The sequence below is a fragment of the Neisseria perflava genome (assembly GCF_024170405.1).
Lineage (GTDB): Bacteria > Pseudomonadota > Gammaproteobacteria > Burkholderiales > Neisseriaceae > Neisseria > Neisseria perflava_B.
Genome location: NZ_JALJYC010000015.1, coordinates 42,054 through 67,802 on the forward strand (window position 1 = coordinate 42,054; position 25,749 = coordinate 67,802).

A 25,749-nucleotide genomic window follows, 5' to 3' on the forward strand; every position below is an offset into this window, starting at 1 on the left:
TCATCTTGCCAAACAAAAATCTTATTTCAATTCGCGCGAATCTTTCCAGCCTTCGCTGGTTTTCACCAAAGAAGTGGTTTCCGAACGCACTTCATCCACCGGCAGTTTGCCGTTACCGCCGCCCTCTTTCAATAATTTTTCCAACCACTCTTCCGGCACAAAACGCGCCTCATACGATACGCGCGACACCGTCATGCCATTAGACGGACTCGGCTCAGTGTACCAATTAATTTTTTCGACTTTTTGATGGCCGATACAGAAATGCGGCATGGCTTTCGGCACCGCACGGCTTTGCTCTTTACCCTTATCGGTCAGGGTATAAACAGCCACATCTACGGTTGACGTACTCTTTGGCGAAGGCAGCATTTTGGTTTTGGATTTGTCGTAATAATCTTCGTCTTCCAACAAATCCAACTGCGCCAAGGCCGTCTGATTAATCCGGTTGCCTTTGCTGTCTATCAGCGCCACCTGAATTTCCGGCTGACCGACGGGAATTTGGCTGAAGGTATCGCGGGTGCGCGGATTTTGCACGTTTATCACCACCGGCAGGCAGATTTTGTCTTCCGCCGAAAATTGGTTGATGGTCTTTTCAAATAAAGCATTGCTCGGCTTTTCACTGTCGGAACAGGCAGCCAGCAGCAAAGCGGCGCACGTCACGGCAAGGGCTTTTTTCATCATGAAGAAACTCCGTAATCATGGAAAGTTTTGTTATGGGCGTACCGGTTTTGACCGGCTTAATGAGATTCGGCTATTTTAACGTATTTTATGGTAAATTTGGCAGACGTTCCGTAGAATATACGATTGTAAAAATAAATAACATCATCGAAAGAGAGCGCCCATGATTTATCTTTATGGTATTCCGAATTGCGACACCGTCAAAAAAGCCCGCCAATGGTTAAGCGGCAACCATATCGACTATGAGTTTGTTGATTTCAAGAAAAACGCGCCGACAGCCGAACAGCTCAATGAATGGCTGGCGCAGATTCCTTTGGATACCCTGCTCAACAAGCGCGGCACCACTTGGCGTAAGCTGGAAGTAGCTGCCCAAGCGCAAGCGGCCGACACTGCCGGAGCCATTAATCTGATGTGTACACACACCAGCCTGATTAAACGCCCGATATTGGTTAAAGACGGCCGTTTTTATGCCGGTTTTTCTGCCGACAGCTATGCAGAAATTTTTGCTGCTTAAGCATTGGGCTTCCTTCTCTTTTCAGACGGCCTCAAGGCCGTCTGAATAATGTGCAGAATAAACAAAAACGCGTTACAATGCGCGTTTGCCATCCACACTATACTTGGTTTGAATTCCCATGTTCCATGCCGTAGAAAAATACAAAACCCCCGCCCAAATCCTGCTGGGCTTGATTGCCTTGACTTTTGTCGGTTTCGGCGTCAGCACCGTTGCCTCGCCGGGTTCCGACTACATCGTCAAAGTCGGTGATGAAAAAATCAGCGAACACGAATTGAATACTGCTGCGCAAAACACCCAAGGCCAGCCGCGCGACGCCGTTTTGCAAGCATTGGTGCAGCGCGCCTACCTGACCCAGGGCGCGAAAATGATGGGCATTGCCGTATCGCAAGAGCAAATCAAGCAGATTATTGTTGACGACCCGAATTTCCATAATGCAAGCGGCAAATTCGAGCAGGCGCTGCTTACCCAATACCTGAGCCAGCGCAACATGACCGAAGACCAGTTTGTGGAAGAAATCCGCGAACAATTTGCCCTGCAAAACCTGTTGAACTTGGTGCAAAACGGCTCAATTATCAGCGACGCACAAGCCGAGCAACTGGTGAAACTGACCCAATCGACACGCACCATCCGTTCGATTACCTTCAGCCCCGAAGCCTTCGCCGCCAACATCAAAACCGACGATGGCTCACTGCAACGCTATTATGATGCGCACAAAAAAGATTACGTCATTCCACAAGGCGTGAAAATCGAATACGTGGCATTAAGCGCCGCAGATTTGGCGGAGAAACAAACCGTCAGCGCGGAAGAAGTGCGCAAAGCTTTTGACGAACAGGCCGCCAGCGCTACGCCGCGCCGCGAAATCGCGCATATCTTCTTCCCTGTGGCACAAAACGCCGATGACAATGCCCGCAATGCGGTTAAAGCCGAAGCGGAAAAAGTATTGGCGCAGGTACAGGCCAAACCTGCCGATTTTGCAGCCTTGGCGAAAAAATACTCGCAAGATCCCGCCTCCGCAGCAAAGGGCGGCAATTTGGGCTTGATGGCCAAAGACGGCGGCTTGCTGCCCGAATTTGAAAACACCGCATTCTCCATGCAGAAAGGCGAAACCAGCAATCTGGTGCAGACCCAAGCCGGTTTCCATATCATCCGCGTATTGGATATTCAGGACAAACCCGTTTTCGAGCAGGAAAAAGCCCGTATCGAAGCGGAATTGAAACTGAAAAAAGCCGCCGCCGCCTTCAACAGCGCCAAAGAAAAACTGGCCGAGGAAGCCTTCAATAATCCAAACAGCTTGGAGGCCGCCGCCAAATCTCTAGGCTTGAAAATCACCGCCCCCGAAGATTGGCTGACCCGCGCCAACGGTAAAGCCGCCGGCATGCCGGACGATTTGCTCAATGCGATTTTCAGCGATGACGTATTGAAGAAAAAACACAATTCCGAGCCTGTCAGCGTCAACGACGATACCGTTTGGATTGTCCGCGCCAAAGAAGTGCGCGAGGAAAAAACCGCACCGTTTGCCGAAATCAAAGACGATGTGCGCATGGGCTATCTGCGTAGCGAGGCGACCAAAGCCGCAGAGAAAAAAGCCCAAGAAACATTGGCTGATTTGAAAACCGGCCACAAAACCGAGTTGCCTTGGTCGCCGGTTACCCAGCTGACCGCGCAGCAGGCACGCCAGTCTATGCCGCCGCAAGCCTATGCCGAGCTAATTAAAGCGCGTCCGGCCGAGGGCAAACCGGCCTATGTCTTGCTGCAAGGCTTACCGGCGCCGGTAATTATCGAAGTACAGGCCATCAGTGCGCCTAGTGACATTGCCGCCCAACTGCCGGTAGCGAAACAGGCCATGCTGCAACAGCAAACCGCCAGCATATTCGATAACCTGCTCCAATACTTGAGCAAAAACATCAAGCAAGAGCAAGGTGCGCAAAAAGTCGATTCAGGCAGTTGAGGCCGTCTGAAAAAGCAAACAACGGTCGGGATTATCCCGGCCGTTTTATCCATTTATCTTTCATTCTTTCCCATGAGCAAAACCCCCGACGCCTTTACCCGCCTGGCCAACGCCTTGAAAGCCCTGCCCAATATCGGCCCTAAATCCGCGCAGCGCATGGCGTACCACCTGCTGCAATACAAACGCGAAGAAGCCCAAGAATTGGTAGACGCCCTGCAAAGCGCCTTGAAATTAGTACGCCATTGCCGGCTGTGCAACACTTTTTGCGAACACGAATTGTGTGATATTTGCAGCGATGACGCACGCGATTCCCGCCGCCTGATGATTGTGCACATGCCCGCCGACGTCTCCAATATGGAAACCGCCAACTGCCACGACGGTTTGTATTTCGTCTTGATGGGGCAAATCAATCCTGCGCAAGGCATGGATATTTCCGCCATCGCCTTGGATAAATTGGTCGAACGCCTGCAAAACAGCGAAGTGGAAGAAATCATCATCGCCACTAATTTTACTGCCGAAGGCGACGCTACCGCGTATGTACTGGCCGAACTGTTTAAAAACCTGCCTTACAAAGTCAGCCGCCTCTCACGCGGCATTCCGCTGGGCGGCGAGCTGGAATATGTCGATGCCGGTACGCTGGCGCAGGCTGTGTATGAGCGGCGCTCATTAAAAGAGCACAACTGATTCTAGATTAGATACAGATATTTCCATGCTTTTAGCCACCGCATACGCCGCATAATATTGCGCAATATCTGATTTGCCTATATGCTTTTCCTTTTCACTCAGGAGCCGCCGCAATGCCTGCCCTACCGATTTACCGTGCCGTTTTATTGGCCGCCACCGCACTTTCTCTTAATGCCTGCATTTATATCCGCGTTCCGCAAATGCCGTCGGTCAGCATTTACGAAGTGCAAAGCGATAATGCCACGCTTCCCCAAAAGCAACAGGTATTGCTGAAAACTTCAGACGGCCTCTGCCTCGACAACAGCGCCTCATCTTACCAAGGCATCATTGCCTACACCTGCCACGGCAAAGCCAACCAACGCTTTGATTTGAGCGGCGACACCATCCGCGTGGAAAACAAATGCCTCGACGTCGCCGCAGAAAACGGCAACAGCGGTGCCAAAATCATTCCCTACGCCTGCCACGGCAAAAGCAACCAGCAATGGTACGCCGTTGGCAAAACCATCCGCAGCCGTTTGAACGACAAATGTCTCGACAGTAAAAAAGACGGCAACCGCCTGACCCTGCAAACCTGCGACGGCAGCAGCGGGCAGCAATTTTATCCGTCCACCAAATAAACAGCATGTCAAAGGCCGTCTGAAAACGAAAATTACCACGTTTTCAGACGGCCTTTTCTATTCTAGTCGTCCCGTTAGCTTGATACAGCGTTGCTGTGCCTTGTCTCAATCTAAATTGAAACGACTATACATCATCGAAAATTATTTACAGCTGACACCTTGAATCTGCAAGGCATTACCGTCGCCGACTTTGAAGGTACACTTGGTCGCATTGGCACCGGATACAGTTACCGAACCACCGGAGCGGCTCAAATTAACCGGCTCTTGCACACCCATGCCCACAGCAGTAGCAGCCAGCTTTTGTACATCGGCAGCGGCGTAAGGCGTACCGTTGCTGCCGATTTTAATTTCCTTGGCTGCATATACATTGGCGCTAGCAATCAAACCGGCCGCCACAGCTGACAAAGCCAAGAATTTTTTTATGTTCATTCATCATTTCCTTATTGATGGTGCGGATACACCGTTTGGACAGAATACGGGTGATTGCCGCTTCATGCAAGCGTTTCTGCAGATTTAACCCGATTTGGCCTTAGGTCTATGCGTTTTTACACAACCCCACACCACTTGCCAACTGATTGTTTTCCCAAGAAAACACCAGCAAGCCATACATCCAACAATCCGCTTAGCGTTTGCGGAACACCAAATCCCACACGCCGTGTCCCAAACGCTTGCCGCGCGCTTCAAACTTGGTTTCCGGGCGGTAGACCGGTGTCGGCGCATAATCGGCGGCGGTGTTTTCCAATTCGCCAAACCCGCCCAATACCTCCAGCATTTGAACCGCATACTCTTCCCAGTCGGTCACCATGTGCACATAACCGCCGCTTTTCAGCTTTGGCAGCAGCTTGGCCACAAACGGGGTTTGCACCAAGCGGCGCTTATTGTGGCGCTTTTTGTGCCACGGGTCGGGGAAGAAAATATGGATACCGTCCAGCGACGCGTCGGCCAGCATATTTTCCACCACTTCCACCGCGTCATGCCGCATAACGCGGATATTGCCGACACCCTCTTCTTCAATCAATTTCAAAATATTGCCGACACCCGGGCCGTGTACGTCAATCGCCAAAAAATCCGTATCTGGCAGATGCTTGGCAATTTCGACGGTCGCCACGCCCATGCCGAACCCGATTTCCAATACTTTCGGATTATCGCGCCCGAACCGTGCATTCAAATCCAATGGTTCGGCCTGATAATCAACGCCGAATTGCGGCCATAAAGTATTAATCGCCCGCTGTTGTGCGGCTGTCATATGGCCTTGACGCAGCACAAAGCTGCGGATGGAGCGGGCATGCTCGGGCGGAATATTGTTTTCGGAAGGATTGTTTATGCTATCTGTCATGGGAAATTTCGGCCAATAAATAAATTTTTACAAAAAGGCCGTCTGAATACATGATTTGTATGATTTCAGACGGCCTTACCATCAGGCGGCATTATACCTGATTACGCCGTTTCATACGGCCTTCTCAGATAAAATCAAGATTTCGTGCGGCTGCGCCCTTTGCGTTTGGGTTGTACACCATCCGTTGCAGTTACTTTAACCGTAACGCCTTTACCTTTTGCGGTCGGTTGCTTTTTCAACAACTGCCCAATCGGTTTCGGCTTATCTGCCGCGATAAGCTCCGGCTTGACGGTCTTCTGTTTACGCTGGGTTTTAGCGGATGGGGGGGCGGCAGACTTGGCCGCTTTCATCTGTTCATCCACCTCTTTGGCAGATAGTTTTCTACTGCGCGTTTTTTTGGCGGTTTTATCCGTCTCAGCTTTGGTTTTTACCGATTTAACCTCAGAGGCCGTCTGAAGTGCTGCTTTAGAAGCTTTGCCTTTACCCTTGGCCGGAGCGCTTGCGGCTTTGCTTTTCGACGTAGCGGCTGCTTTCGCTTTGCCGCTGCGTTTCTTGCCTTTTTCGCCGCCGCTGACCAGCGTCAGGTCGATTTTGCTGGTGTCCAAATCGGCACGCGCCACTTTCACCACCACGCGGTCGCCCATGCTGAAGCGCACGCCGCTGCGTTCGCCTTCAATCGCCATAATTTCCGGACGGAAGTTAAAATAATCCTCGCCCAAATCACTGATGTGCACCAAACCGTCGATGAAAATATCATCCAGCGTCACAAAAATGCCGAAGCTGGTCATGCCGGAAATTTTACCGTTGAACACCTCACCGACTTTATCACGCATGTAATAGGTTTTCAGCCAGTTTTCCACGTCGCGGCTGGCATCGTCGGCACGGCGTTCGCAAAACGACGTATGCACGCCCAAGGCCTGCCAGGTTTTTTCCGGCTTATAGTGCTCACCCTGCAACACGGCTTTAATCGCGCGGTGTACGGTCAAATCGGGATATCGGCGGATGGGCGAAGTAAAGTGGGCATACGATTCATAAGCCAAGCCGAAATGGCCTTCATTGCCCGGCTCGTACACCGCCTGCTGCATGGAGCGCAACATCATAATCTGCAACAGTTCCGCATCAGGACGGCCTTTAAACTGCTCTGCCAGTTGAGCGTAATCTTTCGGCGTCGGGCTGTCGCCACCGCCCAGTTGCAGGCCGAGCAAGCCCAACTGCTCACGCAAGGTAGTCAGCTTTTCCAGTGTCGGGCCCAAGTGGTTACGGAATAACACGGGATGTTTGTGTTTCAACAAAAATTCCGCCGCGCACACATTGGCTGCCAGCATACATTCTTCAATCAGCTTGTGCGCGTCATTGCGTACCACCGGCACGATTTTTTCAATCTTACCGTTGTCGTCAAATACCATCTGCGTTTCCACGCTTTCAAATTCCACCGCACCGCGTTGCAAACGCTTTTTCTGCAACACTTTATACAGGCTGTACAGCGTATCCAGCTCTTTTTTGTGCGGATAATCGCCGCCGCCGGAAATCCAGTCCCAAACCTGGTTATACGTCAAACGCGCATGCGAGCGCATGACCGCCGGATAGAATTTATATTCTTTGATATTGCCAGCGTAAGTAATGGTCATATCGCACACCATACACAGACGTTCCACATCAGGATTGAGCGAACAAATGCCGTTGGACAATTTCTCCGGCAACATCGGAATCACGCGGCGCGGAAAATATACGCTGGTGCTGCGTTCTACCGCGTCGGTATCAATCGCATCGCCGGGGCGCACATAATGGCTGACATCGGCAATCGCCACCACCAAGCGGTAATTGCGGCCGATTTTTTCGGCATACACCGCATCATCGAAATCACGCGCCGTTTCGCCGTCAATCGTCACCAGCTGCAATTCGCGCAAATCCACGCGGCCTTTCATGTCGCTTTTGCGCACATGATCGGGAATTTTTTTCGCCGCCTGCTCACAAGCCGCGCTGAATTGGTGCGGCAGATGGTGTTTGCGCACAGCGATTTCGATTTCCATGCCGCTGTCGGCATAATCGCCCAATACCTCGATGATTTTCGCCACTGCCGGACGTTTCAGCTCCGGATAAGTTTCAATTTCGGCCACCGCCACCTGACCTTCAGACGGCTTAAACGCCGCCACGCTGTCCGGCTCAAGCACAATACTCTGCATCAGACGTTTGTCTTCCGCTTCCAAAATCGCCACGCCGTATTGCACATAAAAACGGCCAACCACCTGAGTTTGCGCCCGCTCGACAATATCCAATACCGTCCCTTCGCGGCGGCCGCGACGGTCAATCCCGGCCGGGCGCACGGTCACAATATCGCCGTGCATCACTCCACGCATTTGCTTTTCATACAAAACAAAATCGCCTTCGCCCGTCGGCTCCAGCGGCACGGCAAATCCGAAACCGTCTTTATGCGCCTCGACACGGCATTTGACCAAGGCCAATTTGTCTGCCGCACACACCGCACCGCGACGGTTGATCAATACCTGCCCGTCCCGCGCCATCGCTTTCAGACGGCGTTCGAAAAATTCGTATTCATCCTCAGTAATCGACAAATCGCGTGCCAATGTTTCTATTTTTTGCGGCACACCGCGCTCTTCCAATAATTGGATTACCCATTCACGACTAGGCAGAGGAGATTCATAGCGTTTTTTCTCCCGCTCCAAATACGGATCTTTCTCTCTTAAATTTAATGATTTAGTATTTTTCTTCATTTTAACAGTTGACATTCTTTCTTAGAAATATATAATAACGTCTTCTTTGGCGAGACAGTGTACTGTAACGCAAAACGGAGAATAAAGCAAAGCCCAGGTGGCGGAATTGGTAGACGCGCTAGCTTCAGGTGCTAGTATCCTCACGGGTGTGGAAGTTCGAGTCTTCTCCTGGGCACCAAATCTTACGGTTGCTTTGCTTTAAAACTAAAATCAGATTGCCCAGGTGGCGGAATTGGTAGACGCGCTAGCTTCAGGTGCTAGTATCCTCACGGGTGTGGAAGTTCGAGTCTTCTCCTGGGCACCAAATCATCCGGTCAGCGCCGGATTTTTTGTTAAGCTGTCTGATTTACCCCTACCTAGAGAGGTGGATGAGTGGTTGAAGTCGCACGCCTGGAAAGCGTGTATACGTGAATAGCGTATCGAGGGTTCGAATCCCTTCCTCTCTGCCAAATTTTAAAAAATCCCTTTGATTTTTAAAGGGATTTTTTACTTCAGCACGCTAAAATACCAAATAAAATAGCATTTTTTAAGGTATCTATTTTCGAACTGAATTATGCCGTCTGAAACAAATCATTCGTTTCAGACGGCATATTTTGTTCTATCTAGTGTTTAATCAACGCAAACTTTCCGCCTTAGCCAACACCTGTTCCGTCGCATTTTTCAGATAACGTAACCAGCCTTCCAAGCCCAGTTCGGCAAATTTCGGATTGGGCACTTCTATGCTCACGGGCATATCTTCAGGCAGTAAGGCCACGCATTCGGCCAACTTGAAATCGCCCTCACCCGGCACATAGCGCAGGCTGCGCGACTCTTCAATCAGGCCTTCGCGGGTGGCGGCGCGGTCGGCCATAATACCGTCGCACAGCTGAATCATATTCGCTAAATACGGCTGCGCGGCGGTGATTTGTTCTAATCCGCACAAGGCGCGGTGGAAATGCAGAGTGTCAAACAAGACCTTGCAGCCGATTTCTTTGGCAACGACCGCGCCTTCTTGCAGCTGTTTCACGGTTTGATAGGAAATCGGCTCCAGCGTAATGGTAATGCCGAACGGTTTGGCATCTTCCACCAAACGGCTCAGTGTTGCCATACCGCGTGCCAAATCAGGGTCGGTGAGTGTCACGGTGAGGGTTTTCGCACCCAACATAGCGGCGGATTCCAGCATGGGCAGCCAAAAGTCGCGGTTGCAGTCTGCTCCCATACCGATAAATTCGGTGTCCACCACTTTCATGCCGGTATCTTTTAATACGGCCTGCACTTCTTTCAGGCGTGCGCTGCCGGGCAGCAGGTTCAAATCTTTTTCCGTGGCAGTTACGGGGCGGGTGCGCAGACCGACGAAATCGTAGCCGACCGCAGCGGCGGCTTTGATAAAATCGACGGGTTCGTTACCCAATACGCTTAAAGGGGCAATGCCGATTTGACGGGTCATAAGGTTTCTCCTTTAATTTTTAAATTTTTTGAAATCGATATAATAAAATATGTAGGGTGCAATAGGCGGTACACCGTATTGCACTGATTAGCGGACATTTGGATTTTCCAAAGAGGCCACTCGGCCGCTAAACGGTACGTTACGCCGCTTAAAGCGGCTAACATACCCTACGGGGCTGCGTTTTCAAGCCAGATTCAGACGGCCTTGTTTCAAGTTTAGGACATGTAGTTTGGGATGAAATCCCAACACAGTTTTCAGTAAATCATGTCGGGTTTGCAAGCCAACCTGCCCTGCTGCCTCACAGGCCGTCTGAACATTTCAGACGGCCTGTTCCGTTTACAATTTTCCTGCGGCAAATTTGGCAATGCGCCAGCCGAACACCATGCCCGGGCCGATGGTAGTGCCGGGGCCGGGGTAAGTGCCTTTGAAAATCGAGGCCAAATCGTTGCCGCAGGCAAACAGGCCGTCTATCACTTGGCCGTTTTCGCGCAATACCTGACCTTCGGCATTGCACGCCAGACCGACGCTGCCGGCCAAATCCGCCGAGCGCACCGCCAAGGCGTAATACGGCCCTTGCGAGGCCAGCGGGCGCAGACAGGGATTGGATTTGACCGCCGCATCGCCGTTAAAGCGGTTCATGGCACTGGTGCCGCGCCCGAAATCAGTGTCTTCGCCTGTTGCCGCCAATTCGTTGTAACGCTGCGCGGTCGCTTGCAGGTTTTCCGCCGGAACGCCGATTTTCTGCGCCAACTCTGTCCAAGTCTGACCGCGCTGCACATAGCCTCGTTGTACATAACCTGTCAAGCCTTTGCCGCCCGGCATGATAAAACCCAAGCCGTATTGTTTGACAAAGGCTTCGTCGGCGATTAAATAGGCGGGCAAGGCGGGCGTGTCGCGGTGGCGGGCGAGCTGGGCGCTGGAAAAGTCGTGGTAGGAATTGCTTTCGTTGGCAAAACGCCTGCCGTCTGAAGCCACAGCAAACAGACCCGGCTTGGCGCGGTCGAGAATAATGTGCGGCCACATGGCGCGGTAGCCGTCGCTTTCGGTTTTAAACGAAGTCGGAAACCACAGTGCGGGAAAATCGGTATTGTCCAAAGCGCCGCCGATTTGCTCGGCGGCGGTAATGCCGTCGCCGCTGTTTTCTTTTGGCGCAAACGAATCGGGCGTACCCTCGGGGAAAAAGCGTTGCCGCAGCGATGGATTCCAAGCCGCCCCGCCGGTGGCCAAGACCACGCCTTTAGAAGCGGTAATGCGCACATTCTGCCCGTTTCGGCGCACCACCGCGCCGGTAACTTTGCCATTGTCCAGCAACAATTCTTGCAGCGACGATTCAAACCACACCGGCACGCCCGCCTGCTTCAAGCTGTAATACAGGCGACCGACCAGCGCGTTGCCCATCACCAGCCGCGTGCCGCGTTTGTAGCTCAAACGATCTTTGAAATACGGCAGCACCACGCCCAAAGTGGTTTTCAGATTGCCTAACGAGGCAAACGGCTTGAGCAGTGCGCCCAATTCGCTGCGGTTGACCATCATGCCGCCCAAGCCCATAAACTCGCGGCGCGGCGGGCGCACGCGGTCGAAATCCGCGCCCAGCAGCTTGCCGTCAAACGCGACCGGCGCCAGCGCCCGACCGCCGTAGGCCTCGCCTGGCAAAGGGCCGATGTAGTCGGGATGGGCTTGCGCCGCCACGAATTTGACTTCGGTTTTGTCGTCCAATTCCTGAATCATCTGCGGGCCGGACCGCAAAAAGGCCTCGCGCAAATCACCGCCGCTTTTGTCTTTGCACACATGGCTGAGAAATTCGCGTGCCGCATCTACGCTATCGGGCACACCCGCTTTCACGCTTAAATGCGTGCCGGGTACCCAAGTCGTACCGCCCGATGTGGCGGTAATGCCGCCCACATACGGCGCTTTTTCACACAATAAAACATCCAAGCCTTCGAGCTTGGCCGTCAACGCAGCGGTCATACCGGCCGCGCCGCCGCCAATCACCAGTAAATCAACATGCTGTTCGCTTTTTGCGGTATCCATTATTTCTCCTTCGGTTTGCGGCTGTTTTCAGACGGCCTGTTTTCACACAAGGCCGTCTGAAAACAGCAGGTCATATCCCTCTGTATCCAAACTCACGTTATATGACCGCAAATCTGTTTAATCACGCAACAAAAATTCCGCCATCAAATCGCGCACGGCGGCATACATATCCAAACCGGTGGAAACGCGGCAGCCGCGTTCGCGGGCGGCGCTCATCCAAGCGGTATCGGGGTAGGTCACCACATCGCCGACAAACATATCAGCAGTGAGTTTGTCCGCGTCAAAGGGCAGCGGATCGCCTGCTTTCATGCCCATAGGCGTGGCGTTGACCACCACATCAAAGCCTGTCGGATCGCTGCTGCCCGCATACACTTTGGCTTTGCCCAAGCTGTTTAAGCGTTCGATCAGATTGTCGCGGCGGTTTGCATCCGTCTCGACAATCGCCAGCTCGGCCACACCCGCCATCACCAGCGCATGCGCAATCGCCGTCCCCGCCCCGCCCGCGCCAGCCTGTATCACTTTTTTACCCTGCAATACCGCGCCGTTTTTCAGCAATGCCTCTACCTGCGCACAGCCGTCAAACATTTCTCCTTTCCAACCGTCGGCGGTAAATCTCACCACATTGACGGTATTCAGGAAACGCGCCGTATCGGAAATATCGTCGCACAACCCGGTAAAGGCGATTTTGTGCGGCACGGTAATCATCAGCCCGTCCACGTTTTTCATTTTGCGCATACCCGCCGCCCATGCCGCCAAATCCTCAGGCGCGACATGCGCGGGCAGACACACGCCGTTTTTACCCGCCGCCTGAAACGCGGCGGTCATGCCCTCGGGCGATTTCACTTGGGCAATCGGGTCGCCCACGACAAAATACAGGCGGGTTTCGCCATTCAAAGTCAGTTCCATCAGTTTCTCCTTTTTAAGTGTTTTTCAGACGGCCTTTGCCATATCAGATAACGGCTGCCACAGTTTGCCTAAATACTCCGCCGACGGGCTGACGCTGCCGTCGTCTTCATAGCGCGTCACACCGGCGATGTGCCGCGCGGCGGCGTAGCCGAAGGTTAGCGCCGGGCCGATGTTGATGCCGCCACAGGGGTAATTGCCGCCGAAGACGGATTTTTGATCGAGGCCGACGGCATACAGGCCGTCTGAAACGCTGCCGTCTTGCCGCAAGACGCGGGAAAAAGCGTCCACCGCGATACCGGCAAACGTGCCGAACGAGCCGACCTGTACTTTGACTGCGTAATACGGCCCTTTGCCCAAAGGCGCGAGCGAGGGGTTGGGATAACCGGTGGAGGCATCGCCGCCGTAGCGGTTAAACGGGGTATCGCCGCGCCCGAAATCGGTGTCTTTGCCCTGTTTGGCCATTCGGTTAAACTCGGCCACAGTCGTCATCAGGCCGACGGAATCAATGCCGCATTTTTCCGCCAATTCATCCAGCGTATCGGCTTCTTCGATACAGTGCAGATACTTGGTGTAGATGGCCAGCGGAATCGGGCGCGGCTTGGCAAAGCCGAACATATAGCTGCGCACGGCACGTTTGTCGCCAATCAGCCAAGACTCCACCGCTTCGCCCTCGGGCACGGCTTGCAGCATACCCGTTACATAGTCGTAATAGCCGTTGGCCTCGTTGACAAAACGCTTGCCGTTTTTCAACACGCCGATAATACCGGGCTTGGCGCGGTCGGCGATGTGCGGAAACACGCCTTCGCTGCCGTCTTTAAATTTGACGACAGACACCGGACACCACGCGGCAGGCGAGCGGCCGCGCTCGTCCAGATAACCGCCTGCACTTTCGGCCAAAGCCAAACCCGCGCCGTCGGCTTCGTCGGGCACGAGCGTCCAATGCTGCCTTCCGTCGGGGTTGCGCGGGAAATTTTTGCGCCGTTCGGTATTGGCCGGATAGCCGCCCGTTGCCAAAATCACACCCTTAGCCGCTTCCACGCGCACCACGCCTTGCGGCGTATCCAGATACGCGCCGACGGTTTTGCCGTGCTCGTCCTCTATCAGCGCCTTCACCGCCGTATTCACTTCAATCCTCACGCCTTTTTCGTCCGCCGCCTGCACCAGACGCGCAATCAATGCCAGGCCGTTGACCATCTGCATATTGCGTTTATAGACGATTTTGTCCCAAACATGAATCGCAAAGCGGCGGGCGGCATAGGCAAAACTCTGCGGCTTTTTCATGGCATTGAGAAAATGCCCCAAATCCGACCCGGCCATAATGCCCATGCCCCAAAATGCGGTCATTTTGTATTGGTCGGGCAGGATGTTGAGCAGGTGCTGCGGCAGAGATTTGGCGTAAAACGGCGTGGCGGCAACGGAGCGGTGTCCCGTGCCCGCGCCCGGCAGATTGCCGTAGATATCGCAGATTTTCGTACCCGGGGTAAATTTCAGCGGGGTCAGTTTTTCAAAAAAGCCCACCATATGCGGCGCGTTTTCCAAAAACATTTCCACCCGTTCGGCATCGTAATTTTGCGCACCGATGACGGCTTGCAGATACGCACGGAAATCATCGCGGGGCTCGTTTACGCCGTCGGCTTTGGCCAGCGGATTACCCGGTGTCCATGCCCAACCGCCCGAACGTGCGGTTGCACCGCCGCAGGTGGCCGCGCGTTCGGCCACAATTACCTTTAAACCATGATGGGCGGCTGTCACCGCTGCCGCCAAACCGCCGGCACCGCTGCCGGCCACCAATACGTCGCACTGCCACACGGCAACAGGATTAGGGGTTTGGTTCTGCATGGGACTGCCTTTTTTGTAGGATGATGTAGTTTGCGCTATTTTAGAACAGCAGCCTGAAAGTACCATAGTGTTTTTGCTATAACTCCTATACTTTATCAAAGCATAAAACGGCGTAAGGCCGTCTGAATTTACCTTACTTATCTCTTCAGACGGCCTTACCTATTCATTTTTGGCATAACTGTTAGTCAAAACAAACGCTGTTTCTTTACACACCCATACAGAATAATCATCAACATCAAAACAAATCATTGGGTTTCCAATCACTACAAAGGAGGCTTTATCATGCAGACCGCCGGCCGTACCCTGAACGTACAGGACTTTCTCAATCAAAACCGATTCTCCCCATACCAATGGCTGATCTTCGCCATCTGCTTTCTGATTGCCTTTTTCGACGGCATGGACACCGCCGCCATCGGCTACATCGCCCCCAGCCTGCTGGACGACTGGGGTCTGGAAAAGAAACAGCTCGCTCCGGTCTTGAGCGCCGCACTGTTCGGTCTGGCCATCGGTGCGGTATCGTTCGGCCCGGTGGCCGACAAAATCGGCCGCAAAGTGGTGCTGACCTTTTCCGGGATTCTGTTTTCCGCCACCTGCGTGGCTTCCGCCTTTACCGAAAACCTGATGCAGATGACCGTTTTGCGCTTTATTACCGGTTTGGGTTTGGGTGCCGCCATGCCCAATGCAGTCACGCTGCTGGCCGAATATTGCCCCGACAAAAAGCGTTCGCTGATTGTCAACACCATGTATTGCGGTTTTCCTGTCGGCGCGGCAGCGGGCGGTTTTTTCGCCTCGTGGCTGATTCCCGCCTACGGCTGGCGCACCGCGCTGATGTGGTGCGGCCTGCTGCCGCTGATTTTGGGTTTTTTCATGATTTTTCTGCTGCCGCGTTCCGCCGCCTATATGGTGGTGAAAAAATATCCGCAGGAACGCATCCGCAAAATCCTCAACCGCATTAATCCGCGTGCAGACCTGAGCCGTACCGAATTTGTCGTCACCGAGAAAAAAGCCGCTGATAGCGCCGCCAACCCGATGGCCTTGGTATTGGGCAAAGAGCTGCGCGCCGGTTCGATTCTGCTGTGGATCTGCTATTTTATGGGGCTGATTATTTTCTACGCCATGATCAACTGGATGCCGGTATTGTTTAAAGAAGCCAATATGCCGCCGACACTCGGCCCGAAAATCGCAGGTCTGTTTGCGCTGGGCGGTTTGGGCGCGATTGCCAGCGGCTGGCTGATGAGCCGCTACAACGGCAACAAGCTGATTGCATTGATTTCGTTTTTAACCGCCGTGTCGGTGGCCTTTATCGGCTGGTCGCTGGGACACAGCTTATGGATGCTGATTTTTGTGGTGCTGTTTGCCGGCATTATGCAAAACACCGCGCAAACCTCCCTGCCGGCGCTGGCGGCGCAGTTTTATCCCACTGCCTGCCGCACCACCGGCGTATCGTGGATGCTCGGCATCGGCCGCATGGGGGCGATTGCGGGGACCTTCCTTACCGGCCAGCTCTTGGCGTGGAAGTTGGATTTCGTCACCATTTTTGTGATTTTAGCCATCCCGTCCCTGATTCTGACCGTCTGCCTGCTGATTAAACAGAAGATTTACGACGGCGCGTATTAATATCAAGAAACAGGTATTTACTTTCCTGCTGCATGCCGCTTTTTCAGACGGCCTGATGACAAAGGCCATCTGAAACACCGTATCTTCGCAACGACCGGCAAGCTATTTATTTCCGTTATAGCTTCTAGTAACAAACCGCTCTGTATCAAATGCAGTAAAACCCGTCATAATCGACTACACACAGTTACACCCGACCGCACACTGTTTTTCAGACGGCAGACCGTCTGGAAACCAACCACTCATAAACAGGAGAAACCCATGAGCCTGATTATCGACTGCCACGGCCACTACACTACCGCCCCGCCTTCTCTGGAAGCCTGGCGCAACAAACAGATCGCCGCCATCGGCAACCCTTCGCAGATGCCCAAAGCCTCCGAACTGAAAATCAGCGACGACGAATTGTGCGAAACCATCGAAAAAAACCAGCTGCGCCTGATGAAAGAGCGCGGTGCGGACATGACCCTGTTTTCCCCCCGCGCCAGCTTTATGGCGCACCATATCGGCGATTTTCAAGTATCGTCCGCCTGGGCGGCGATTTGCAACGAATTGTGCTACCGCGTGTCGCAGCTGTTTCCCAACCATTTCGTCCCCGTCGCTATGCTGCCGCAAAGCCCGGGCGTGGCGGTGGAAACCTGTATCGCCGAGCTGGAGCGCTGCGTCAACGAATACAGCAACGTCGGCATCAACCTCAATCCCGACCCCAGCGGCGGCCATTGGACTTCGCCGCCGCTGACCGACAAATACTGGTATCCGATTTACGAAAAAATGGTGGAATACGACATTCCCGCCATGATTCACGTTTCTACTTCGTGCAACAGCTGCTTCCACACCACCGGCGCGCATTACCTCAATGCCGACACCACCGCTTTTATGCAGCTTTTGCAAGGCGATTTGTTTAAAGACTTCCCCACCCTGCGCTTTTTGATTCCGCATGGCGGCGGCGCGGTACCCTACCACTGGGGACGTTTCCGCGGCTTGGCGATGGTGCTGAAAAAGCCCGAATTGGAAGAGCATTTGTTGAACAACATCTTCTTCGATACCTGCGTTTACCACCAGCCCGGCATTGATTTGCTGCTGGACGTGGTTCCGAACAAAAACATCTTGTTCGCCTCCGAAATGATCGGCGCGGTACGCGACATCGACCCGCGCACCGGCTTCTATTTCGACGACACCAAGCGCTATATCGAAGCGGCGGATATTACCGCCGAAGAGCGTCACCAAATTTACGAGGGCAACGCCCGCCGCGTGTTCCCGCGCCTTGATGCGCTGTTGAAATCAAAAGGAAAATAATCATGACCGACGTATTGCCCAACCAATTAGGCGTTGTCAAACGCAACATCAAGCGCGCCGATCCCGCCGCCGTGGAAAAACTCTCCCGCTTCGGCGTCGCCACCATCCACGAAGCAATGGGGCGCACCGGCCTGATGAAACCCTATATGCGCCCGATTTACAAAGGCGCGAAAATCTGCGGCACCGCCGTTACCATCCTGCTGCAACCGGGCGACAACTGGATGATGTTTGTCGGCGCCGAGCAGCTGCGCCCGGGCGATGTGGCCGTGGCCGCTTGTACCACCGAAAATGCCGACGGCTTCTTCGGCGACCTGTTGGCAACTTCCTATATGGCTCAAGGCTGCAAAGGGCTGATTATCGACGGCGGCGTGCGCGATACGGAAGACTTGGAAGCGATGGGTTTCCCCGTGTTTTCCAAAGCCATCCACGCCAAAGGCACGATTAAAGCCACGCCGGGTTCGGTCAACGTACCCGTGGTCTGCGCCGGTGCGCTGGTCAATCCGGGCGATGTGATTATTGCCGACAACGATGGCGTGGTGGTCGTGCCCGCCGAGCGTGCGCAGGAAGTGGCCGACAAAGCCGAAGCGCGCGAAGCCAACGAAGCCGACAAACGCGAAATCTTCGCCAGCGGCGTATTGGGCTTGGACTACTACAAAATGCGCGAAGGCTTGGAAAAAGCCGGTTTGAAATATATTGATTAAAACCAAATTCAGACGGCCTTATGCGGATACGGTTATAAAGGCCGTCTGAAAAATAAACATCAAGCCCCATACAAGGAGCGATTTATGAGCAACTTTGAAAAAACACCCGGCTGGTTGGGTTTTTATCCCAATCCGTCCAAACCGAAATTACAGCTGCCGCAGGGCGCGGTGGATGCACACTGCCATGTGTTCGGCCCGGGCGATAAATTCCCCTATGCGCCCGAGCGCAAATACACGCCGTGCGATGCGTCGAAAGAGCAGCTGTTTGCCCTGCGCGACCATTTGGGCTTCTCGCGCAATGTGATTGTGCAGGCCACCTGCCACGGTGCAGACAACCGCGCTTTGGTGGATGCGCTGCAAACCGCAGGCGATTTGGCGCGCGGTGTGGCGGCGGTGCGCCGCGATGTAACGCCGGAAGAGCTGTATGATTTGCACATGGCAGGTGTGCGCGGCGTGCGTTTCAATTTTGTGAAGCGTTTGATGGACTTTACGCCCAAAGAAGAGCTCTTGGAAATCGCCGCCAAAATCGCGCCAATGGGCTGGCATGTGGTGGTGTATTTTGAAGCGGCCGATTTGCCGGAATTGTGGGATTTCTTTACCAACCTGCCGACGATTGTGGTGGTCGATCACATGGGTCGCCCCGATGTCACCAAACCGGTGGACGGCGAAGAATTCGACCTGTTTGTGAAGCTGATGGAAGAGCATCCGAATGTATGGAGCAAACTCTCCTGCCCCGAGCGCTTAAGCGTGACCGGCCCGAACGCCTTAAACGGCGAGCAACACAGCTATACCGATGTCGTGCCGTTTGCGCGTAAGCTGATGGAAAAATTCCCCGACCGCGTCTTGTTCGGCACCGATTGGCCGCACCCGAATCTGAAAGACCATATGCCGGACGACGGTTTGTTGGTAGACTATCTGGCGCAGGTTGCCGTCACGCCTGAAGAGCAGTATCAGATTCTGGTCGATAACCCGATGCGCCTGTATTGGCCGGAAACATACGGCAAATAACAACTTTCTTTTCAGACGGCCTTTCATGTCACAAGGCCGTCTGAAAAATACTGACAAAGGAGCAACATCATGGCTTTAGAAAAACCTTATCATGACATTCCCGGCACCCGCATTTTCGATTCCGAACGCGCCAGCCAGGGCTATCACCTCAACCAGTTCTGCATGTCGCTGATGAAGGCGGAAAACCGCGAGCGCTTCAAAGCCGACCAACGCGCCTATATGGACGAATGGCCGATGACCGAAGAGCAGAAAGACGCGGTGATTGCGCGTGATCTCAACCGCTTGATGGATTTGGGCGGCAATATTTATGTATTGGCGAAAATCGGCGCCACCGACGGTCTGACCTTCCAGCAGATGGCGGGCAGCATGACCGGCATGAGCGAGCAGGAATACCGCGATATGATGATTAATGGCGGCCGCAGCATCGAAGGCAACCGCTACGCCCACGAACAAGAAAACAAAAAATAAGCCGTCAGGCCGTCTGAAAAGGAAAAAAATCATGGCAAAAATCACCGCTAGCGTTTACACCTCCCACATCCCGGCCGTCGGCGTGGCTTGGGACTTGAAAAAACACGGCGAAGACTACTGGAAACCCGTGTTTGCCGGTTACGAATACAGCAAAGAGTGGCAGAAAGCCAACAATCCCGACGTGATTATTTTGGTGTATAACGACCACACCAACAATTTCGGCTTCGACCTGATTCCGACTTTCGCCTTGGGCATGAACCACGAGTTCAAACCCAGCGACGAAGGCTGGGGGCCGCGCCCTGTGCCGAATGTGATCGGCGACCAAAAATTCGCTTCCCACTTGGCGCACTCGGTTATTGAGCAGGGTTTCGACCTGACTTTGTGCTACGAAATGGAAGTCGATCACGGCCTAACCGTGCCGATGACCGTGATGTTCGGCGATGTGGAAAAATGGCCGGTCAAAGTGATTCCGCTGCATGTCAACGTGGTGCAATACCCCGTGCCGAGCGGCCAGCGCTGCTACGACCTCGGCCGCGCCATCCGCAAAGCGGTGGAAAGCTACGACGAAGACATCAATGTGCACATCTGGGGCACGGGCGGCATGAGCCACCAGCTGCAAGGCCCGCGCGCCGGTCTGATTAACAAAGAATGGGACAACCAATTCTTAGATGATTTGATTGCCGACCCGAAAGAACTGGCGAAAAAACCGCATGTAGAATACGTACGCGAAGCCGGTTCGGAGGGTATCGAATTGGTGATGTGGCTGATTGCCCGCGCCGCCATGTGCGAGGAAGGCGAAGAGCCGGTGGTGAAACACCGTTTCTACCATGTGCCCGCCTCCAATACCGCCGTCGGCCATCTGATTTTGGAAGCGCCGAAGAAGTAAGAACCTGTATTCATAAGATTGATAGATGGATTTTTGTTGGATAATCATACGAATACAAGGCGGATTTTTGCGCCAATAGTGGGCTATTGGCGTAAAAGTCCAACGCAGTAGGCGTGTGATTAGGCAATAAAAAGCCGCTATCAAGATTGTGAATACAGGTTCTAAAGGCCGTCTGAAAAACGCATAATGCGTAGGGTGTGGCGCAAGCTACGCACGCGTTTTCCTAATATCAGAATCCGCATGTGTATCCCGCACCCCTATTCCATACATTTAAAAAACCAAACACAAGGAATCCCCATGAGCAACACCATCAAAGTCGCGCTGGCCGGTGCCGGCGCATTCGGCGAAAAACACCTTGACGGTATCAAAAACATTCCCGATGTCGAAGTCGTCGCCCTCATCGGCCGCGATATGGCAAAAACCCAGGCCGTGGCCGACAAATACGGCGTCGGTTTTGTCACCGACGACTTGGCCAACGCGCTGGCGCTGCCCGAAGTCGATGCGGTAATTTTGTGTACCCCCACCCAAATGCATGCCGCGCAAACGCTGCAATGCCTCAAAGCAGGCAAACATGTTCAAGTGGAAATCCCGCTGGCCGATTCTTGGGCGGATGCCGAAGAAGTTTTGCAGGCGCAAAAAGACAGCGGCTTAGTGGCGATGGTCGGCCATACCCGCCGCTTCAACCCCAGCCACCAATGGATTCACAATAAAATCGCGGCAGGCGAATTGAACATCCAGCAGATGGACGTGCAAACCTATTTCTTCCGCCGCACCAACACCAACGCCAAAGGCGAGCCGCGCTCTTGGACCGACCACCTGCTGTGGCACCACGCCGCGCACACCGTGGATCTGTTCCAATACCAAACCGGCAGCAAAGTAGTAAAAGCCAACGCCGTACAAGGCCCGAAACATCCGGTGTTGGGCATTGCGATGGACATGTCCATCCAGCTGCAAGCCGAAAACGGCGCGATTTGCACCCTGTCGCTCTCGTTCAACAACGACGGCCCCTTGGGTACATTCTTCCGCTACATCTGCGACAACGGCACCTACATCGCCCGCTATGACGATTTGGTCACCGGCAAGGAAGAACCGGTCAATGTCAGCAAAGTAGCCGTTTCCATGAACGGTATCGAGCTGCAAGACCGCGAATTTTTCGCCGCCATCCGCAAAGGCCGCCAACCCAACTCCAGCGTGGAAAGTGTCATCAACTGCTACAAAGTGCTGGGCGAATTGGAAAAGCAGCTTGAAGCCTAAGTTGCATAAAAGCGTATAATCAACAGGCCGTCTGAAAATATCCCGTTTTTCAGACGGCCTTTCGCCACACTAATACAGGAGCCGCTATGAACCGAATCATTAATAACACCCCCGTTTACCCCATCGGCCTCGGCTGCATGAACCTCAGCCACGCCTACGGCACGCCACCGTCTGAAAGCGACGCGCAAGCGCTACTGCACCGCGCCATTGATTTGGGCTACAACTTTTTCGACACCGCCACGCTCTACGGCTTCGGCACCAATGAAACGCTGGTCGGCAAAACCCTCAAGCCGTTTCGCAATCAGATTTTTCTCGCCAGCAAATGCGGCATGGGCGGCGTGAACGGCAAGCGCGTGATTGACGGCCGCCCCGAAACCATCCTGCGCCAAGCCGACGAATCGCTGCAACGGCTGCAAACCGATGTAATCGATTTATATTATTTGCACCGCTGGGATAAAAACGTACCGATTGAAGAGAGCGTTGGCGCCTTATCGCGCCTGGTCGAACAAGGCAAAATCCGCGCCGTCGGCTTGTCCGAAGTCTCTGCCGACACCCTTTCCCGCGCCCATGCCGTACACCCGATTACCGCGCTGCAAACCGAATATTCGCTGTGGACGCGCAACCCTGAAATCGCCGTATTGCAGAAAACCCGCGAAATCGGCGCCGCCCTTGTCGCCTTCAGTCCCGTTGCACGCGGTTTTCTCGGCGACGTGCGCGACCCGTCGGCTTTGGAAGACAAAGACATCCGCCGCCCCATGCCGCGTTTTTCCGCTGAAAACTACCCCGCCAACCTGCAACTGCGCGACCGCCTGCAAATCCTTGCCGACCAAGCCGGCTGCACCGCCGCCCAACTCGGCCTTGCCTGGCTGTTGGCGCAGCAGGACAACATCATTCCGATTCCGGGTACCACCAGCATCCACCATTTGGAAGACAACTACGCCGCCGCATCGTTAAACATCGCGCCCGAAATCCTACAACAGGCGGGCGAACTGATTAACCAAAGCAGCGTCAAAGGTGCGCGTTATCCCACCGCCACGCAAACCGAGATTGATACGGAAGAATTTTAATCCGACAATGCCCAAGGCCGTCTGAACAGTAAAACGTATTTCCCTGTTCAGACGGCCTTTTTTCTTGTTACGCTTTGACTTCACGCCTGTTAAAAAAATATAAATCTTGTATAATGCCTTAACCACAAACTCAAAACGCTTCCCAACCCCCCCCGGAGAATAATCCATGTCACGACCACTCAACTTTGTGATGATTTCCCCGCATTTCCCCACCAATTTCGAGACCTTCGCCGTCCGATTGCGGGAAAACGGCATCAACACTTTAGGCATCGCCGACGCCCCTTACGAAACCCTCAGCGAAAACCTACGCAACCACCTGACCGAATACTACCGCGTTGATAATATGGAAGATTACGACCAGGTTTACCGCGCCGTCGCCTATTTCGCCCACAAATACGGCCGTATCGACCGCATCGAGTCGCACAACGAATACTGGCTGGAACTGGATGCCGCGCTGCGCACCGATTTCAATGTTTTCGGTTATAAAAACCAAGACATGCTGGCCGTCAAAACCAAAGCGCAGATGAAAGAAGTATTCCGCGCCACCGGCTTAAACGTCGCCCGCGGCCGCGTGTTCCACAGCAATGAAGACGCTTGGAACTTAGCTGCCGAATTGAATTTCCCCGTAATCATCAAACCCAATTCCGGCGTCGGTGCCAGCGACACCTACAAAATCCGCACCCCGCAAGACCTCGAATATTTCTTCCAGCATAAAAATCCTTATGTCGAATACATCATGGAAGAATTTATCGACGGCGACATCGTCACGTTCGACGGCCTGACCGACCACAACGGCAATATTGTGTTCTACGCCGGTTTGGAATACTCCGAAGCCGTATTGGATACCGTGGAAAAAGACGGCGACATGTATTATTACGTGCCGCGCGATATTTCGCCGCAACTGATTGAGATGGGGCAAAAATGCGTGCAAGCCTTCAATGTGCGCGAACGCTTTTTCCATTTTGAGTTTTTCCGCGTCAAAGCCACCGGCGACTTATTGCCGCTGGAAATCAACTGCCGTCCGCCGGGTGGCCTGACCATCGACATGTGGAACTACGCCAACGACTTCGACGTCTTCGCCGAATATGCCCATGTGGTCAAAGAAAACCGTTTCTATGCCCACATTACCCATCCGTGGAACGTGGTTTACATTTCGCGTAAAGCCAACCAAAACTACGCCAATTCCATCGAATCGGTATGCGAGCGCTTTGCCGCCAACATCATCAGCGTGCAAAACGTCCCGGGCGTATTCGCCAAAATCATGGGCGAACACGGCATTTTGGCGCGTACCGAGACCATCGAGCAAATGCGTGAAATCGTACAATTCGCCCAACAAAAACATTAAAGGAAACCCTTATGCATTTTGAACAAAGAAGCCATTGGAGCGGCGAACTCGGGCAGGAAATGTATTTCAATGTTTACGGTCATGCCGGCAAACCCGTGGTTGTCTTTCCCTCTTCCGGCGGCAACCAACACGAATATGGCAATTTCGGTGTGATTGATGCCTGCCGTTCGTTTATCGAACGCGGATTGCTCAAATTCTATACGCCCGATTCCTACGATAATCAGTCTTGGCTGGCTACCTACAAATCCGGTCACGACATGGCTTTGGCGCACAACGCCTACGACCGCTATATCGTCAACGAGCTTGTGCCGCTTATCCGCCACGAATCGCAGTGGGGCGGCGCGATGATGGCGACCGGCTGCAGCATGGGCGCATTCCATACCGTGAATTTCGCCCTGCGCCACCCTGATTTGTTTGATACGGCGGTTGCCCTCAGCGGCGTTTATGACGCACGCTTTTTTACCGGCGAATTCTACGGCGACAAAGAAGTGTATTACAATTCTGCCATCGATTATCTGTGGAACCAGCAGGATAATTGGTTCCTTGATCACTACCGCCGCAACCACTTCATCATTGCCGTCGGTCAAGGCGCATGGGAAGAGCAGCACGTTGCCGACACCCGCCGCCTGCAAGAGGCTTTCGCCGCCAAAGACATCCCCGCCTGGTTCGACTACTGGGGTCATGATATGGCGCACGATTGGCCTTTGTGGCGTGAGCAAATGCCTTATTTCTTAGGCAAATTGGAAGAGCAAGGCATTATCCGCGCCTAACCCAAAAATAGAAAAGGGTAGGAATCAAATTCCCACCCTTTTTTATTTTTGGTAATTTTTTTACTCATACCGTTGCCGATACACATGATTAATCTGCGCCTTATGTAAAATGCCGTCTGAAAAACCAAATTTTGATTTGATTTTTCAGACGGCATTTTGTCAAATATTTATGCCTGCACATTAATCCCCGCAGTAACCGTACTCTGCGCATTGTGATTGGCTAAAAAGGACGCAGCCAATTCGCTGCAACAACCGCAACAGGTTGCCACCCCCAGCTGCGCTTGCAAATCGCTCATGGTACTTGCCCCGGCAGCCACAGTTTCTTTGATTTCACGGTCGGTAATAGCATTGCAGATACATACAAACATGATGCGCTCCAGTGTTCCAATCTCAATAATGAGAGTTAGTCTTATTCTTAGGAGCTAATATAAATAAAAACTGTTTGTATTGCAAGTCTTGGAAAAGCAAAAGATATTTTGATTTTTCTATCAATTTTGATATTGCGATTTATTTTTATTAGAGATAAGTTTTATCTCAATAAATCAAGATACCGTATTCACTTGTAAGCCGCTTATGTAAATTTTCATCAAAAGGCTGATTTTTCTGTAAGCAGGTGTAGGCATAAATACATATTT

At 53.2% G+C, this 25,749-nt stretch carries 23 protein-coding genes and 3 tRNA genes; 17 read left to right on the forward strand and 9 right to left on the reverse strand.

Features of this window, described 5'->3' with window-relative positions; translation table 11 throughout:
- Nucleotides 1–21 precede the first annotated feature (21 nt).
- Complete coding sequence (locus tag J2T37_RS06825) at nucleotides 22–678, reverse strand: hypothetical protein (RefSeq protein WP_253354801.1); 657 nt, start codon at nucleotides 676–678, stop codon at nucleotides 22–24.
- A gap of 160 nt (nucleotides 679–838) precedes the next feature.
- On the opposite strand from J2T37_RS06825, the gene J2T37_RS06830 reads away from it, so the two are divergent.
- The 4 genes from J2T37_RS06830 to J2T37_RS06845 all read left to right on the forward strand — a co-directional run bounded on the left by J2T37_RS06830 (nucleotide 839) and on the right by J2T37_RS06845 (nucleotide 4,438).
- Nucleotides 839–1,189, forward strand: a complete 351-nt coding sequence (locus tag J2T37_RS06830; protein ID WP_253354802.1) for a Spx/MgsR family RNA polymerase-binding regulatory protein — start codon at nucleotides 839–841, stop codon at nucleotides 1,187–1,189.
- A gap of 118 nt (nucleotides 1,190–1,307) precedes the next feature.
- Nucleotides 1,308–3,137 carry a SurA N-terminal domain-containing protein gene (locus J2T37_RS06835; RefSeq protein WP_253354804.1) on the forward strand — a complete coding sequence of 610 codons (1,830 nt, stop codon included), beginning with the start codon at nucleotides 1,308–1,310 and terminating at the stop codon, nucleotides 3,135–3,137.
- A 72-nt stretch (nucleotides 3,138–3,209) separates the two neighbouring features.
- Nucleotides 3,210–3,821, forward strand: coding sequence for a recombination mediator RecR (gene recR / locus J2T37_RS06840; RefSeq protein ID WP_253354806.1), 612 nt, complete (start codon nucleotides 3,210–3,212; stop codon nucleotides 3,819–3,821).
- A 113-nt stretch (nucleotides 3,822–3,934) separates the two neighbouring features.
- Nucleotides 3,935–4,438, forward strand: a complete 504-nt coding sequence (locus tag J2T37_RS06845; RefSeq protein WP_253354808.1) for an RICIN domain-containing protein — start codon at nucleotides 3,935–3,937, stop codon at nucleotides 4,436–4,438.
- 141 nt (nucleotides 4,439–4,579) lie between these two features.
- On the opposite strand, the gene J2T37_RS06850 is transcribed toward J2T37_RS06845, so the two are convergent.
- The 3 genes from J2T37_RS06850 to rnr form a co-directional block, all read right to left on the reverse strand.
- Nucleotides 4,580–4,867: a hypothetical protein gene (locus J2T37_RS06850; RefSeq protein WP_253354810.1), complete on the reverse strand. Its 288-nt coding sequence runs from the start codon at nucleotides 4,865–4,867 to the stop codon at nucleotides 4,580–4,582.
- Between the two features lie 193 nt (nucleotides 4,868–5,060).
- Complete coding sequence (gene trmB / locus J2T37_RS06855; protein ID WP_253354812.1) at nucleotides 5,061–5,774, reverse strand: tRNA (guanosine(46)-N7)-methyltransferase TrmB; 714 nt, start codon at nucleotides 5,772–5,774, stop codon at nucleotides 5,061–5,063.
- A 134-nt stretch (nucleotides 5,775–5,908) separates the two neighbouring features.
- Nucleotides 5,909–8,506, reverse strand: coding sequence for a ribonuclease R (gene rnr / locus J2T37_RS06860; protein ID WP_253354814.1), 2,598 nt, complete (start codon nucleotides 8,504–8,506; stop codon nucleotides 5,909–5,911).
- A 91-nt stretch (nucleotides 8,507–8,597) separates the two neighbouring features.
- On the opposite strand from rnr, the gene J2T37_RS06865 reads away from it, so the two are divergent.
- From J2T37_RS06865 to J2T37_RS06875, 3 genes are all read left to right on the forward strand, one after another.
- Nucleotides 8,598–8,684 (forward strand) — tRNA-Leu (locus tag J2T37_RS06865).
- Nucleotides 8,685–8,723: 39 nt separating this feature from the next.
- A tRNA-Leu gene (locus J2T37_RS06870) sits at nucleotides 8,724–8,810 on the forward strand.
- Between the two features lie 54 nt (nucleotides 8,811–8,864).
- Nucleotides 8,865–8,955: transfer RNA gene (locus tag J2T37_RS06875), tRNA-Ser, on the forward strand.
- Nucleotides 8,956–9,119: 164 nt separating this feature from the next.
- Here the strand turns inward: J2T37_RS06875 and J2T37_RS06880 are convergent.
- The 4 genes from J2T37_RS06880 to J2T37_RS06895 all read right to left on the reverse strand — a co-directional run bounded on the left by J2T37_RS06880 (nucleotide 9,120) and on the right by J2T37_RS06895 (nucleotide 14,708).
- Complete coding sequence (locus J2T37_RS06880) at nucleotides 9,120–9,932, reverse strand: sugar phosphate isomerase/epimerase family protein (RefSeq protein ID WP_253354816.1); 813 nt, start codon at nucleotides 9,930–9,932, stop codon at nucleotides 9,120–9,122.
- A gap of 336 nt (nucleotides 9,933–10,268) precedes the next feature.
- On the reverse strand, nucleotides 10,269–11,963 hold the full coding sequence (locus J2T37_RS06885) for an FAD-dependent oxidoreductase (protein ID WP_253354818.1): 1,695 nt from the start codon (nucleotides 11,961–11,963) through the stop codon (nucleotides 10,269–10,271).
- Nucleotides 11,964–12,080: 117 nt separating this feature from the next.
- On the reverse strand, nucleotides 12,081–12,869 hold the full coding sequence (locus J2T37_RS06890; protein ID WP_253354820.1) for a shikimate dehydrogenase family protein: 789 nt from the start codon (nucleotides 12,867–12,869) through the stop codon (nucleotides 12,081–12,083).
- 24 nt (nucleotides 12,870–12,893) lie between these two features.
- A complete protein-coding gene (locus J2T37_RS06895) occupies nucleotides 12,894–14,708 on the reverse strand; it encodes an FAD-dependent oxidoreductase (RefSeq protein WP_253354822.1) in 1,815 nt (604 codons plus the stop codon).
- A gap of 282 nt (nucleotides 14,709–14,990) precedes the next feature.
- Between J2T37_RS06895 and J2T37_RS06900 the strand changes: the two genes are divergently transcribed.
- From J2T37_RS06900 to J2T37_RS06945, 10 genes are all read left to right on the forward strand, one after another.
- Entirely contained in the window at nucleotides 14,991–16,325 is a 1,335-nt protein-coding gene (locus tag J2T37_RS06900; protein ID WP_253354824.1) for an MFS transporter, read from the forward strand.
- 258 nt (nucleotides 16,326–16,583) lie between these two features.
- Nucleotides 16,584–17,615: an amidohydrolase family protein gene (locus J2T37_RS06905; RefSeq protein ID WP_253354826.1), complete on the forward strand. Its 1,032-nt coding sequence runs from the start codon at nucleotides 16,584–16,586 to the stop codon at nucleotides 17,613–17,615.
- Nucleotides 17,616–17,617: 2 nt separating this feature from the next.
- On the forward strand, nucleotides 17,618–18,316 hold the full coding sequence (gene ligK, locus J2T37_RS06910; protein WP_253354828.1) for a 4-carboxy-4-hydroxy-2-oxoadipate aldolase/oxaloacetate decarboxylase: 699 nt from the start codon (nucleotides 17,618–17,620) through the stop codon (nucleotides 18,314–18,316).
- An 84-nt stretch (nucleotides 18,317–18,400) separates the two neighbouring features.
- Nucleotides 18,401–19,324 carry an amidohydrolase family protein gene (locus tag J2T37_RS06915; protein ID WP_253354830.1) on the forward strand — a complete coding sequence of 308 codons (924 nt, stop codon included), beginning with the start codon at nucleotides 18,401–18,403 and terminating at the stop codon, nucleotides 19,322–19,324.
- 69 nt (nucleotides 19,325–19,393) lie between these two features.
- On the forward strand, nucleotides 19,394–19,792 hold the full coding sequence (gene ligA / locus J2T37_RS06920) for a protocatechuate 4,5-dioxygenase subunit alpha (protein ID WP_253354832.1): 399 nt from the start codon (nucleotides 19,394–19,396) through the stop codon (nucleotides 19,790–19,792).
- A gap of 31 nt (nucleotides 19,793–19,823) precedes the next feature.
- Nucleotides 19,824–20,678, forward strand: coding sequence for a class III extradiol dioxygenase subunit beta (locus J2T37_RS06925; RefSeq protein ID WP_253354833.1), 855 nt, complete (start codon nucleotides 19,824–19,826; stop codon nucleotides 20,676–20,678).
- A gap of 297 nt (nucleotides 20,679–20,975) precedes the next feature.
- Nucleotides 20,976–21,932 (forward strand): Gfo/Idh/MocA family oxidoreductase, encoded by a 957-nt coding sequence (locus J2T37_RS06930; RefSeq protein WP_253354834.1) that lies wholly within the window; start codon nucleotides 20,976–20,978, stop codon nucleotides 21,930–21,932.
- 86 nt (nucleotides 21,933–22,018) lie between these two features.
- Nucleotides 22,019–22,999, forward strand: coding sequence for an aldo/keto reductase (locus J2T37_RS06935; protein WP_253354835.1), 981 nt, complete (start codon nucleotides 22,019–22,021; stop codon nucleotides 22,997–22,999).
- Between the two features lie 166 nt (nucleotides 23,000–23,165).
- Nucleotides 23,166–24,344: an ATP-grasp domain-containing protein gene (locus J2T37_RS06940; protein ID WP_253354836.1), complete on the forward strand. Its 1,179-nt coding sequence runs from the start codon at nucleotides 23,166–23,168 to the stop codon at nucleotides 24,342–24,344.
- Nucleotides 24,345–24,355: 11 nt separating this feature from the next.
- Complete coding sequence (locus J2T37_RS06945; protein WP_253354837.1) at nucleotides 24,356–25,114, forward strand: esterase family protein; 759 nt, start codon at nucleotides 24,356–24,358, stop codon at nucleotides 25,112–25,114.
- 167 nt (nucleotides 25,115–25,281) lie between these two features.
- Here the strand turns inward: J2T37_RS06945 and J2T37_RS06950 are convergent, their stop codons facing one another.
- Nucleotides 25,282–25,482 carry a (2Fe-2S)-binding protein gene (locus J2T37_RS06950; RefSeq protein WP_253354838.1) on the reverse strand — a complete coding sequence of 67 codons (201 nt, stop codon included), beginning with the start codon at nucleotides 25,480–25,482 and terminating at the stop codon, nucleotides 25,282–25,284.
- Nucleotides 25,483–25,749: the final 267 nt, after the last annotated feature.

Bases quoted from the DNA above. Each gene is read 5' to 3' on its own strand.
- J2T37_RS06895 (WP_253354822.1), bottom strand. From the start codon at position 14,708: ATGCAGAACCAAACCCCTAATCCTGTTGCCGTGTGGCAGTGCGACGTA.
- J2T37_RS06930 (WP_253354834.1), top strand. From the start codon at position 20,976: ATGAGCAACACCATCAAAGTCGCGCTGGCCGGTGCCGGCGCATTCGGC.
- J2T37_RS06850 (WP_253354810.1), bottom strand. From the start codon at position 4,867: ATGAACATAAAAAAATTCTTGGCTTTGTCAGCTGTGGCGGCCGGTTTG.
- J2T37_RS06880 (WP_253354816.1), bottom strand. From the start codon at position 9,932: ATGACCCGTCAAATCGGCATTGCCCCTTTAAGCGTATTGGGTAACGAA.
- ligK (WP_253354828.1), top strand. From the start codon at position 17,618: ATGACCGACGTATTGCCCAACCAATTAGGCGTTGTCAAACGCAACATC.
- J2T37_RS06900 (WP_253354824.1), top strand. From the start codon at position 14,991: ATGCAGACCGCCGGCCGTACCCTGAACGTACAGGACTTTCTCAATCAA.
- J2T37_RS06940 (WP_253354836.1), top strand. From the start codon at position 23,166: ATGTCACGACCACTCAACTTTGTGATGATTTCCCCGCATTTCCCCACC.
- J2T37_RS06925 (WP_253354833.1), top strand. From the start codon at position 19,824: ATGGCAAAAATCACCGCTAGCGTTTACACCTCCCACATCCCGGCCGTC.
- ligA (WP_253354832.1), top strand. From the start codon at position 19,394: ATGGCTTTAGAAAAACCTTATCATGACATTCCCGGCACCCGCATTTTC.
- J2T37_RS06835 (WP_253354804.1), top strand. From the start codon at position 1,308: ATGTTCCATGCCGTAGAAAAATACAAAACCCCCGCCCAAATCCTGCTG.
- recR (WP_253354806.1), top strand. From the start codon at position 3,210: ATGAGCAAAACCCCCGACGCCTTTACCCGCCTGGCCAACGCCTTGAAA.
- J2T37_RS06830 (WP_253354802.1), top strand. From the start codon at position 839: ATGATTTATCTTTATGGTATTCCGAATTGCGACACCGTCAAAAAAGCC.
- J2T37_RS06845 (WP_253354808.1), top strand. From the start codon at position 3,935: ATGCCTGCCCTACCGATTTACCGTGCCGTTTTATTGGCCGCCACCGCA.
- J2T37_RS06890 (WP_253354820.1), bottom strand. From the start codon at position 12,869: ATGGAACTGACTTTGAATGGCGAAACCCGCCTGTATTTTGTCGTGGGC.
- J2T37_RS06915 (WP_253354830.1), top strand. From the start codon at position 18,401: ATGAGCAACTTTGAAAAAACACCCGGCTGGTTGGGTTTTTATCCCAAT.
- trmB (WP_253354812.1), bottom strand. From the start codon at position 5,774: ATGACAGATAGCATAAACAATCCTTCCGAAAACAATATTCCGCCCGAG.
- J2T37_RS06935 (WP_253354835.1), top strand. From the start codon at position 22,019: ATGAACCGAATCATTAATAACACCCCCGTTTACCCCATCGGCCTCGGC.
- J2T37_RS06885 (WP_253354818.1), bottom strand. From the start codon at position 11,963: ATGGATACCGCAAAAAGCGAACAGCATGTTGATTTACTGGTGATTGGC.
- J2T37_RS06825 (WP_253354801.1), bottom strand. From the start codon at position 678: ATGATGAAAAAAGCCCTTGCCGTGACGTGCGCCGCTTTGCTGCTGGCT.
- J2T37_RS06945 (WP_253354837.1), top strand. From the start codon at position 24,356: ATGCATTTTGAACAAAGAAGCCATTGGAGCGGCGAACTCGGGCAGGAA.
- J2T37_RS06905 (WP_253354826.1), top strand. From the start codon at position 16,584: ATGAGCCTGATTATCGACTGCCACGGCCACTACACTACCGCCCCGCCT.
- J2T37_RS06950 (WP_253354838.1), bottom strand. From the start codon at position 25,482: ATGTTTGTATGTATCTGCAATGCTATTACCGACCGTGAAATCAAAGAA.
- rnr (WP_253354814.1), bottom strand. From the start codon at position 8,506: ATGAAGAAAAATACTAAATCATTAAATTTAAGAGAGAAAGATCCGTAT.